The 12,352-nt window shown below is 38.2% G+C and carries 9 protein-coding genes; 1 reads left to right on the top strand and 8 read right to left on the bottom strand.

Annotation, left to right across the window (positions count from 1 at the left end):
• The coding region (locus tag ACOVQ4_RS14320) for a 4Fe-4S binding protein (protein ID WP_421821311.1) at positions 1–970 on the bottom strand (970 nt) is incomplete at its 3' end.
• A 335-nt stretch (positions 971–1,305) separates the two neighbouring features.
• A complete protein-coding gene (locus tag ACOVQ4_RS14315) occupies positions 1,306–3,720 on the bottom strand; it encodes an alpha-ketoacid dehydrogenase subunit alpha/beta (protein WP_421821310.1) in 2,415 nt (804 codons plus the stop codon).
• 452 nt (positions 3,721–4,172) lie between these two features.
• Here ACOVQ4_RS14315 and ACOVQ4_RS14310 point away from each other — a divergent pair, with 452 nt between their 5' ends.
• Positions 4,173–4,649 (top strand): DUF1573 domain-containing protein, encoded by a 477-nt coding sequence (locus ACOVQ4_RS14310; protein WP_421821309.1) that lies wholly within the window; start codon positions 4,173–4,175, stop codon positions 4,647–4,649.
• Between the two features lie 298 nt (positions 4,650–4,947).
• On the opposite strand, the gene ACOVQ4_RS14305 is transcribed toward ACOVQ4_RS14310, so the two are convergent.
• The 6 genes from ACOVQ4_RS14305 to ACOVQ4_RS14280 form a co-directional block, all read right to left on the bottom strand.
• The gene (locus tag ACOVQ4_RS14305) at positions 4,948–6,873 is read right to left on the bottom strand and encodes an STN and carboxypeptidase regulatory-like domain-containing protein (RefSeq protein ID WP_421821308.1); all 1,926 of its coding nucleotides are present in this window, start codon (positions 6,871–6,873) and stop codon (positions 4,948–4,950) included.
• A gap of 47 nt (positions 6,874–6,920) precedes the next feature.
• On the bottom strand, positions 6,921–7,958 hold the full coding sequence (locus tag ACOVQ4_RS14300) for a FecR family protein (protein WP_421821307.1): 1,038 nt from the start codon (positions 7,956–7,958) through the stop codon (positions 6,921–6,923).
• A 43-nt stretch (positions 7,959–8,001) separates the two neighbouring features.
• Entirely contained in the window at positions 8,002–8,589 is a 588-nt protein-coding gene (locus tag ACOVQ4_RS14295; RefSeq protein WP_421821312.1) for an RNA polymerase sigma-70 factor, read from the bottom strand.
• A 457-nt stretch (positions 8,590–9,046) separates the two neighbouring features.
• Positions 9,047–9,709 (bottom strand): lysoplasmalogenase, encoded by a 663-nt coding sequence (locus ACOVQ4_RS14290; protein WP_421821306.1) that lies wholly within the window; start codon positions 9,707–9,709, stop codon positions 9,047–9,049.
• 117 nt (positions 9,710–9,826) lie between these two features.
• On the bottom strand, positions 9,827–10,651 hold the full coding sequence (locus tag ACOVQ4_RS14285; protein ID WP_421821305.1) for an anti-sigma factor: 825 nt from the start codon (positions 10,649–10,651) through the stop codon (positions 9,827–9,829).
• 69 nt (positions 10,652–10,720) lie between these two features.
• Complete coding sequence (locus tag ACOVQ4_RS14280) at positions 10,721–11,302, bottom strand: RNA polymerase sigma factor (RefSeq protein WP_421821304.1); 582 nt, start codon at positions 11,300–11,302, stop codon at positions 10,721–10,723.
• Positions 11,303–12,352: the final 1,050 nt, after the last annotated feature.

Here is a 12,352-nt window from a genome sequence, read left to right as displayed (position 1 = left end):
GCTTTGTGGCTGGCTTAAACTTCGGTCTGAAAGCTGGACGAGCGGGCTTTACTTCATCAGCCGCCGTTGTAGCATTTTCATCTGTACCTTCTGCTGTATTTTCAACAGGCGATTCGATTGAAGGTGCAACCTTCATTTTAGGCTTAAATGCTGGACGAGCTGCTGGTTTTGGCGTATCTTCCGTAGAAGTTTCGTCTGTAGTAGGTTTAGACTCATCGCTTTCAACCTTCATTTTTGGTTTAAAAGCAGGTCTAGTTGCTGGTTTTGGGGCTTCGGCAGTAGCATCCGCTGAAGACTCATCTGGAGTCTCAGTTTTAGCTACAGGACGAGCTGCAGGCTTGAATGCTGGTTTTGGCGCAACTTTCGGTTCTGCTTTCTGAGCAGCAGTTTCTTTTTTGAATGCTTCTTTCTCAAGCATATACTGCTCATACAATTTTTTCTTTTCGTCGGCTTGTTCCTCTGTAAGGTTTCCAAAGGCAAAATTGTGTTCAGTAATATCAAATACCGAAAAGTCATATTCCTTTTTCATGGTCAGACATTCGGTAGGACATACCGTTGTACACAAGCCACAAAAACAACATTTTGACATATCGATATCAAACTTGGCAGCATACAAACGAATAGCCGAGCCATCTGAAGCATAACTCACCACACCGGTTGCTTTGATGGGCTCTATCTCGATACAATCAACAGGACAGATTTTTGCACATTTATCACACACAATACAATCATCCATTTCGTTGTGCAACTGATAACGCCCATTGTCGGGTACGGGTAGTTGTTCATAAGGATATTGAGTAGTGACAATCCCTGTTTTTTGATCAAAATACTGTGGGTCATCCACAAAAATAGGTTTACGACTCTGACGGGCATCTTTAAAATGCTTGAATGACAAAGACAACCCTTTCAAAGATGTTTTTATTCCCTCTTTGATATTTCCCCAATATGTACTGTTTGCTCCTTTTTGCATAATTTGGTACAGAATAATATCATTTGGAGAGTTTTTGATAAAATTTTAGTCCTGAAATTTTACCTCTCCAGACAATTACTACAAAACTACTCTATAAAATACTGATTTTATAGAGTAAACCATTTTTTTTGGAAAATGAATCCCTCTATACCTTGATTAATCTTGTAAAATAGACTTCTATTAAAGCGTTTTTTACAAAAAAATTCGGTAAGAATAATCTTACCGAATCTTAAGCATTGTAGTAAAGTCCAAAAGCTAAAATGAGTACAACTTGCTATTTATCAACTATTTTCACTCAAAATTAATGACTTAGTTTTACCTCAAAGGTATTAAAACTAATAAATCTTAGGAAAACGCTTTGGCTGAGCCTCTGCCATAACTGAGTATGCTGCCTCAAAAACAGATTCTACATTTGGTTTTGAAAAGTAATCACCGTCAGACGTATAGGCAGGGCGATGTGGCTGAGCCGAAACACAAACAGGTTTCGAATCTAACCAACGATACGCATTTTGTTTGTCCAATACTTCTTGCATCATATAACCTGTACCACCTCCCGGCATATCCTCATCTGCAAAAATCACACGATTAGTTTTCTTGATTGACTCAACAATTTTGTGTCCTAAATCGAACGGTAATAAAGTCTGGATATCTACCACTTCAACCTCAATACCTACCTGCGCTAATTGATTGGCAGCTTCCAGCACAATACGACACATTGAGCCGTAAGTAACAATAGTAATATCGCTACCTTCTCGAAGGATATCTGGTACGCCCAAAGGCACACGTGTTTCGTATAAATTGGTAGGAAGTTTTTCTTTGAGACGATACCCATTAAGACATTCTATCACAATAGCGGGGTCATCGCCATGCAACAGTGTGTTATACATACCAGCGGCCTGAGTCATATTGCGAGGCACACATAAATGAACTCCTCTCAAACCATTTAACAAGACTCCCATCGGTGAACCCGAATGCCAGATACCTTCAAGACGGTGTCCACGTGTGCGAACAATCATTGGCGCTTTTTGTCCGCCCTTAGTACGATAATGCAAGCAAGCCAAGTCATCGGACAAGGTTGCAAAAGGATAAAAGATATAATCTAAATATTGAATTTCTACGATTGGACGAAGACCACGCATTGCTGCACCGATTCCCTGTCCTACAATGGTCATTTCACGAATACCCGTATCGGTAATACGCAACTCGCCAAATTTTTCTTGTAGACCTGAAAGCGTTTGGTTTACATCACCAATCTTACCTACGTCTTCACCAATAATAAAGACACGAGGGTCTGAAGCAAGCCAATGGTCGAAGTTTTTATTTAAAATTTCACGGCCATCTAGCATTGGAGCGTCCTCTGCATATATGGCGGCTTGTGGTGTGACTTTGAGAGGTGACTCGTCCGAAAGTGAAAACTGATACGAATTAAAACGATCAAAATTGGATTCCTCTGATTTTTCAAGCCATTCGATTAAACCATGCTTAGCCGGAAAGTTTTCGAATCTTAGCAATCGTAAAGCTTTTTTAACTGCTACCACACTGTCGCGATGAATAGGATTTATCGTCTTACGAAGTTCTTCTACAATTTGCTTGATTGCCGTTCCATTGGTACTTTCGGCAGCCGCCTGATTCAATAAGGAAAGAGCATCGTCTTTCTCAGGTTTTATTGAATCCATGTAGGCTTGCCAAGCATCTTTTTGTGATTTACGAGCAATTTTTACGGCTTCTTGATCAATCGCCAACAATTCTTCCTCTTTTGCAAACTCGTTATCGAGAATCCATTTTCTAAAATGAATATTACAATCAAAATCTATTTCGAACTGTAAACGATCGGGCGATTTATAACGCTCATGCGAGCCAGAGGCAGAGTGACCTTGTTGTTGAGTTACCTCTTCTACATGAATTAGAGAAGGAATATGATTTTCGCGAGCCAGCTGGGCTGCTTTGTGAAAAGCCTCAATCAGGCCTGCATAGTCGTATGCTTTTACTGCGAATATCTCAAGGCCTGCTTCTTCCTCAGTACGTTGATAGCCTGCCAATGCCTTTGAAATAGAATGTTTGGTCGTTTGATATTGTGTTGGCACCGAAATACCATAACCATCATCCCAAACCGCCATTACCAAAGGTATTTGCAAAACTCCAGCGGCGTTGATACACTCCAAAAACATTCCTTCAGAGGTAGAGGCATCACCAATCGTTGAAAAACAGATTTCGTTACCTTTTCTCGAAAACTTAGCAGCAACCTCACCTTGCAATTCAGGAAGGTTACGATAGAGTTTAGAAGCGTAAGCTATACCCACTGCACGAGGCATTTGCCCTGCTGTTGAGGATATTCCTGCTACTGAATTATACAATTTGGTTTGATCCACCCATTGTCCCTTATCATCTAGCCATTGCGTAGCATGGTGGTTGTTCATGGTACGCCCACCTGTATGCGGGTCATGAGCTTTATCAGGGTGTCCATATAGCTGCGCGAAGTACTGTTGCCAAGTCATGTCTCCAACGGCAGCAACAATTGTTTGATCACGATAATATCCAGAAACAAAATCTCCAGGTTTCATAGCTCTGGCAAGGGCAATTTGGGCTAGCTCCTTTCCGTCACCATAAATACCAAACTTGGCACGTCCTGCAAATACTTCTTTCCTAACTAGCAAAGAACATTCGCGACTGATACGTGCAAGACGGTAATCCTCGATAACCGACTCTCTTTTAAATAAAATCGTTTCTGACAGTAGTTCGTTTTCCAACACGGCAATTTCGGGTTGATAAAAATAGAATTAAAGATACAATTGATGGTGTGTTTAAGTCTCACTATCGGGTTCCAAACATTTTCTCTTTGACTTAAAGCTGTATCAAAAATAAGATAATTTAATTAGTATAACAAACAGTTGATTTTTTGGAGAGTTGTTAATAATTTGTTAAAGGTTCTCAAAGATTTTGCCAACCTTTTAAAGTAGTTTACTTTTGTTTTGGAATAAATCGTTTCGCTCAAGAAAAACTGAAGTAATATTTTGAATCTGTATTATTTTATACTTTTTTCAAGAAAATATAATTTTTCAGTTTTTTTTTAGAATAAAATCCGCTTAAAACTCATTAGTTTGGTCTTTTAAATAAGTTTCGCGGAAACAAATTCCTTACTTTTTCGTATATTTAGTACGAAAGCTGGTAAAGCTATTTAATAACAACTAAACATTTTGTTCAAATGAAAAAACTATTTTTCCTTTTCGCATTTTTGTTCACTGCGACATTGGCAAACGCCCAAGGAGTAATCAAATTCAAGACCGAAAGTCATGATTTCGGTAAAATCGAAGAAGGAACACAGGCTACTTACACATTTGAATTTACTAACACTGGTACTGCACCTGTAGTAATTTCTAATGCTCAACCTTCTTGCGGATGTACAACTCCAGATTGGACAAGAGAACCAGTACTCCCTGGAAAAACAGGTAAAGTAACTGCTTCTTTCAACTCTACTGGTCGTCCGGGTGCTTTCAACAAAACAGTTACAGTTATCAGTAACTCAGAAACTCCAACAATTGCTTTGACAATCAAAGGTGAGGTTGCTCCAAAAGGCACAGCAACTGAAGCGGCTCCTGCTGTGGTTCCAGTACCAACAGTAACCAAAAATGCTGCTCCTGCTGCTCCTGCAAAACCTGCTAAGAAAAAATCTGGTAAATAATCGGAAAATTCTATAGCTGAGGTTCCATCGGTTTTCTAGAAATTATTTGAAAGAAAACCCTTTTAGCCTCTTAATCATACAACAAGGGTGTCGAAAATTCGACACCTTTTTTGTTTTATAGAAGTAGTTTGAAAAAAGGCAACAGGCACAAGGCAAAGAGTGTTAACATGTTTTTAATAACCCAAGACATGCTTTTTTCAAAGCCCTCCGCCGAAAGCCGTTACCTGAAAGCCTTGAGCATATTTTAGGCAAGGACAAAGGATAACTCCTCACTCAGCACTCACAACTCCAAACTCCACTAGTCTCCATATCGTTGTTTGATGCGCAATCCCATTTGGAAGCCATACCAAAGCGTAAATCTTTCTGTAGAACGAATGGCTTGATAAGTTGGCATATTTTTGAATGGCTTGCCATTGGTATATGATGATCTGGCGGGGTCTATTACTAGCGCCTTGATGGATGGCCCAAAGGTGAGCGTAGAATTTCGTGCCAAAAACTTTTCGAAACCTAAATCAAAACGCCATAAAACACCTTGGTTTACTTCTCCATATTGATTGTACTCAATCATCAGGCCACTCGTCACATCGGTATTCATCATCCATCTACCTCCTAGCTTGTAGGCGCGCCCAAATCCGTATCCTATATTGGCAAGCTCGTAGGCGCGAACAAAATTAAATCCCAATGTCAGGATATTGTAAAAAGCAGGGACTCCCGTTTTGAAAGTTATATTGGCCGATTGTATCTCATCTATGGCCACTTCAAACCTTTTGTAACCATTCCCTTTACCCACAAAACTCAAAAAGCCGATTGGTGCAGTAGCCGATGAATCACTAAAGTTTAAAAAGCCAATCTGATGCCCTCCTTTCGTGATTTTATGAGCAAAGTTTAATAGCCCAACTTGCCATCCTTTTGACTCCTTCAAGACCACGTTTAGCGTAGGAGCCATTTGTATGCCTTTGGTTAATTTACCTGTCACATTGAGCACCCCTGCCAACTGGGCGCCTCTGGTTTCTTTATGCGTAATATTCATCAATCCTGCAGCTTGTAAACCACGCATATTTTTCCAAGTATGATTCCAACCTAATGTCATCGCTACGCCTTGCGTTTCGCCCAAAACGGTATTAAACACCCCTCCCATTTGTACACCCGTTACATTTTTACCTACAATATTTCCAACTCCTGCAAACTGAAAACCATTCATGTTACGGCGAACCCCATTTAAACCGCCACCAAATTCCATTTTGCGAACTCCTGCAGAATACCCCATAACGATATTTACCGAAACTCGGTTTTCGATACTACCCGAAAGTAATTTATTGGTGCCGAGAAAGGGTAGTAACGAAATTTGAAAAGGACGATAGAGCGTATCTGTCACGTTTTTGTCATGAATTCGTTGAGAACGGGCAATCATCATTTTACTAAAACGTGATTTGATTTCATCCCAAAAACGAAACAAGCGATTTGTATCCTTTTTATAAATAGGAAAAATATTATCTGTAATTTGGCTCGTGCTGTATTCTGACAAGACAAGACCTTTGTTTGGTACATTTGGAACTAAAATAGATACTTCATGAGGTATTGCCAGAGAATCTGCCAATTGCGGAAAAAAAGGTGAGTTATCATCATGAGGCAACTCCAAGGTTTTAACCTTTGGTCGAAGCTCCCAATCCTTCGTTTCTGACTGTAGAAGTTTCATAACTACGGTTTGTGATTCATAGTCGGGGCCAGAAACGGTGAGCTTAAAAATGGTTTTGGTATGATTGAGCTTGATACGATAAAATCCGTTTTGATTGGTGATTGCCGAAGTCAAACTATTTCGCTCATAAATAGAGATGTTGGGAAGTTTTTTTCCTGTAATTGCGTCGTGCACAAAGCCAGTAATATATACAGGAGCCCGCTCCGCTTTGAGCAAAATCACATACTGACCTTGAACTTTGTATCGGATAGTGCCTTTAAAAAGCAGCCCGATAGCTTCGCGAATAGTTTTATTCACTAGAACCAGTTCAACGGCCTTTTCTTCATCGATAAGCGATGAATTATACGAAAATTTGAAGTTACCTTGATTAGATAAATACCCTAACACCTCTCCGACCGAGGCATCTGAAAAGCGTGCAGAAACGACACGATCTAGATTAGCAGTTTGTGCAAAAACATTGGTGCGTACCAACAAGCATACCGAAGTAATCAAATATGCAAGTATGTTTTTTACACCCAAAAAAGACATAGATTCAAGTTGTTTAAAGAGAGTTTTTAGGTACCAAAATTAGGAAATTATTGGCAACCTTTTCCCTCCAAAACAAAATTTTGACCTTGCTTTTGTACATTTATATCAAAAGTGGTAGCAATTACAGCAAGAATATTCTCCAAAGACTCTTTTTCGAAATTCACGGTGAGTTTGCAATGATTCATTGCCTCATTGGCAAGGGTAATTTTTACGCCATAAACTTGGCCGAGCGTACTAGCAACATCGGAGAGTGATGTATTCTCAAAATTGAAACTTTGAGAAATCTCTTTTGTTGGATTTACCTCGATATCTGCGGCACGAACAACTTCGTCACCACGAATCTCGGCTTGTTGTCCTGGTAGTAATTGAAGTATTGAAGACGATTTTTTGACTTGTACTTTACCTGTTTTTACCCATACTTTCACTTGTTTTGAATAAGCATTAACATTGAAAGAAGTACCAAGTACTTTTATATCGGCACCTTGGGCATGAATAATGAAAGGGTGTTGGGCATCGTGAGCTACATCAAAAAAAGCCTCTCCTTGTAAAGTAACCTCCCGAGTTTTCCCTTCAAATGCATTTGGATATGAAATTTTTGAACCTCTATTCAAATTTACCTTCGTCCCGTCGGGTAAGGTATAATTAAGAGGTTGTTCTTTGGCAATGGATTCTTGAAGCGGCAACGACTCTGCTGTTGGCTTCAAATACATAAATAGGAATACCCCAAAGATGACCAGCACCGAAGCCGCAATACTTGCGATTCGTTGAAATGAAATGATTTGCTTTTGAGGTAGAGGACGAACCTGAGATGTAGATTCTTGAAATTGAACTTTAGGTAAATTATCTTCCAAATTGGAATTACATGACATTTGTTGTTTGACTTTTTGCCAAGCAGCGTCAACATTGCAAGTTTTCTTTTGTTGAAATGCAGAACTGGCATCCCAAATCATTTTGGAATGCTCCAAGACCGTATTTCCATCAGGAAGCTCATTCAGATGATTTTGGATTTCGGAAAAATCCTCTTCTGGGCTTTCTTCAGCCAAATACTTAGCTAAAAGTTCGTCTATATTTCGATTTTCTGCCATAATAATCTAAACCAAGAATCACGTGCTTGGTAAAAATAAGAATCTATATATTAGTGGTAAACAACCAAAAACCTAGCCACGCAATACTTGGGAGGTATTCAGCCAACTCTTGTCTTAATATCTTTAGGGCTTTACCAATTTGGTTTTCAACAGTCTTAATAGACAGATGAAGTTCGTTGGCTATTTCTTGGTATTTTAATTCCTCAAAACGACTCATCCGAAAAATTAATCGACACTGCTCTGGGAGCTTCTCTATAGCTTCGGCTATTCGTGCTTCCAACTCCGCTTTAAAGAGTTCGTCTGTGGCGGATACATGGTTGTTTTCTAAAAAATCACCTACGTGCTGACGATAATTGTCTTGTATTTTGAGGTGTTTAATACGATTTAGACAAGTATTATGCACAGCCCGATATAGATATGACTTAAGAGATACGGTTATTTCTAAATCTTGGCGTTGATCCCAGAGCTTCAAAAACATCCCTTGAACAATCTCTTCAGCATCGTCCATATCCTTGAGTAGGCCAAAAGCATAATTGCACAAGGCTTGATAATGTTTTCGAAATACTACTTCAAAAACACGTTCATTTCCTTGTCGAATCGCTTCGAGTATGTCGGTATCAGTAAGTTGCAAGGCCAAGAGCTTGTGATGGATTTAAGTTTAAAGAAAATCAATTTGATTAAAAAAAACAATTTTAATCAAGACATCACAAAGTTACAAAGCTTCACTTTCTGTTCTTAAGCAATTAGTTTTAAACGGCATCTATTAGTTATAAAAGGTATTCTAAATCTAAAAAAAAGCCTCTAAGCTCCTAAATGTCGTTTTAAGATAACACTCTCTTTAATTACTCTTAATCAATTCTATGACAACTATTTAGTATATATCCCCTATATTTTTTTATTTTTTTTAAAATATGGTTTTAGGCGAGAAAAACTAGAAGCTTAAAAACGCTCGACCTACCACTTTTTAATTATTTTATCATTAGTAAAAGAAAATACTAAATTGATAATTTGTAGGCAGAACATATTGATTGTATCCTTCTCTTGATGAGTTTACACTAATAACCGATACACTGTTAACGAATAACTTCTTATAACTTACTTCTACCTACCACAATCAAATATTGCGCAACGATATAAGTTAGCATCACGCAAAAACCACTATAGGCAAAGTCTGAACCAAATTTGGTTATCGCAATCAGACTATCGGATACCATAAACAAGACCGCACCGATAGCAATTATTAAAACATTTGGCACCTCTCCTAATCGATTAATTGCAGCTAAAACCATAATGCTTATGACGATTGAATATACTAATACTGGTATTTGCATAGTACCTAAATGTGGCCAAACAGGTAGCATAATCATCAGATGATAGCCCACCAATAGCAATAAAATCCAAGGGTGACGAAAAACAAAACCCTTTCGGGGAGTTACACAATCTTGCCAGAAAATCTTGCTATACAAGAGCTGCATTACCAAAAATGCTAGAAGCCCCGGCACAAAAGCATTGGGTAACATCAAGAGCACATCGCCGAGCCATGCAAAAGCAAGGGCCGTTCGAAATACAGAGAAAAATGGCTTTCTATCTTGTTGATTTAGATAGTCATATAGTATCAACAGGGGCAATAGTAGGGGTTTGGTAAAATACCGAATAGGAAAGTTTTCAGATGGGAAAATTAAAAAATACAATTCGAGAATAGATACAATACCAAAAAGTATCAATATCCTTTGGGCATAATGCTTTTTCATAGTCAACTATAGGAATCAAGTATTTTGTGAAGTTGCGATTTATTCGCTATTCAAACAAAAACCTCGCAAGAATTTTCCTGCGAGGTTTTTACACTCAATTTATTTTCAACTTTAAACCTATACATTTCCAAGTACAAAAATTTCGCCTTTAGGGCCTGCCTCGGTAGTGCTACCACCTTTAGCTTCTAGCGAAATCGCAAATGCCTGAGCATTACCCAATGACTTCATTTTTTCGAAAGTCTCTGGATTATCTAGCAACCCTGCGTCCACGGGTTTTCCATCTACAATGGCCCAAAGCTGATATTGTTTTCCTTCAGGCGCAAGGGGTAATTTGACCGAAGACAAATACACCTCTTGAGTGGCAGAGTTCCAATAAACAACTGCCTGAGCCTCTGGAGCTGGTTTTTGTCCTCCCAATTGAACTCTTTTTGTTTCTGGGTTGAGCAAGATATTGATATTCTCTTGGTAACTAGCCTTTAGAGCTCGTTCGCTACTAGCCAAAATTTGCGTTTGAGACTCTAATGCAACCACCTTATCTTCAGATTTTTGCCAGTTGTTATACAAAAACCAGTTAGCTAATACACTCATGGCGAGTAATACCCAAGAGGCCGCATATCCAAATGAGAATGATGATTTTTTACTTTCGGGAGTAAAACTTACCAAATTAGTCTCTGGAGTAGCTGTCTGTGGTGGGGTATTCACATTTTGGATTTCCTCCAACTCCAAAAGCGCATTCATCACTTTTGTTTTTAGTTCTGGAGGGGGAGTTTTAGCAAACTTTAGGGCATATTCTTCAACGCTATCTCGGATAGCATCTATTTCAAGTTGAATTATTGGGTAGGCTTGGGCTAATTGCTCTACCACCTCGGCCTCTTCGGCGGTGGTACTTCCGAGCACGTAGCTTTCCAAAATACCTGATTCTATATATTCTTGGATATTCATTTTCTTATTTTTTTGATAGTGGAAAAGATCCAACTTTTGGATTTAGTAGCATCGATTTATTAGAATAAACTAGGATAACCATGCTAAAATCACCAATGAAAAACTTACAAAGAACTCTCTCAAGTGATTGATAGCGGACTTCACACGTGTTTTCACAGTTCCTAATGGAATGCCATATTCTTTGGAAACCTCTTCTTGCGTATAGCCTTTAAAATACAACAAATCAATTACTTGACGGTGCTCTGGCTTTAATTTTTCGACAACTTTACCTATACCAATGGCATCTATATCAAACTGAGTAGAGCCTTGATTATCAATCAAATTAATTGTAGAATCTAAGTCTTGATTTCGTTGTGAGTTTTGATACTCTTGAGAGCGAATTCTATCGATGGCAGTATTGCGAGCTACATTCAAAATCCAGGTAAACAAAGTCCCCTTTGATTGATTGTAGGCATCGATATTTTTCCAAATTTTCACAAAGGAATCCTGCATAACATCAGCAGAGACCTCTTCGGAGTGCACAATCTTGTGTATTACCCCGTACAAAGCCGTGGAGTAATTATCATACAGAATCGAAAAACCACGCTGGTCTCTACTTTTGAGTAAAGCCACCAATGAGTCTTCTGATATGACTGTTTTTCGCTTTGACATAATGGTGTGTTTAATAGTATCTTGAATTAATAATGGGAAGCAAATATTACATAAGATTGTCAAATAAGCTAGTTTATATTGGGTATTGGATAGGGCTCAAACAAAGATAAAGAAAGTATTTGTTTTAACTATCCAAAAACAAAGGACTTTCAGATTTGAAAGCCCTTTGCACATTACCCATTATTAAACCACACCTATTTATTTGGTGAGATAAATTCCAGTCGTTTTTGATGATTTCAATCGACGTTTCTATCTCCCCAAAGCCTTGTAATATTTGTGGACATTGGTTTGTGTGACTTTACTTTTATGATTAAACTACTTAAAATCAAGGTTGTTTCGAAAAATTAATACAGTAAGCTAATGTTCAAATAATATAGGTTCTGTCGTAATTGGGCCTGTGAGGTAACTTTACAATCACTAACGATTATGCGCCTAGGAGCATCTAATCGGTCTTCTACCTTAGCAAGATAGGGAGGACGTTCGTCCAAAAACTTCCATATTTTGAGCTCGAGCTGAAAATATAGTATTTGCTTTTGGCAAAACCATTGGGAACAGAAGCTGTTTCATAAATAATATTTTATTGATTGATGTCTTTAAATAGATTTACGAGAATGCTTTAAGTTTGGATTGTTTGATACTACTTTTTTTTACATTTATTTTACACACTAACCTCCGAACCTTACCTATAAACAAACCCTTTTACCTTTCTATTTGTGTGCTTTAGGCAAATAGTTTTAACATGTTTTTTTATAACCAAAGACATGCTTCTGTCCAAAGACCACGACCGAAAGTCAGAAGAATTTTATTTTGCCTAATAACTTAAGTTAGTGAGCAAAATAAAATTTAAGATTGTTCTTTGGGCTTTCAGGTAAGGGCTTTCGGCGGTGGGCTTTAGAAAAAATACATGTCCATGGCTGTTAAAAACATTTTAGCACTCTTTACCTTGTGCCTGTTGTCTGTTCTCTAAAACACATAAATTAAATCTTATTCTGCATGATTACTTAAGTTAGTGGGCAAAATAAGATTTAATTTTTGAGCTTTCGGCTCTGG

It is taken from the genome of Flectobacillus sp., from assembly GCF_049240685.1.
GTDB lineage: Bacteria > Bacteroidota > Bacteroidia > Cytophagales > Spirosomataceae > Flectobacillus.
The sequence above is the reverse complement of the archived record's forward strand: the minus strand, read 5'-3'. Positions and strand labels throughout refer to the sequence as shown.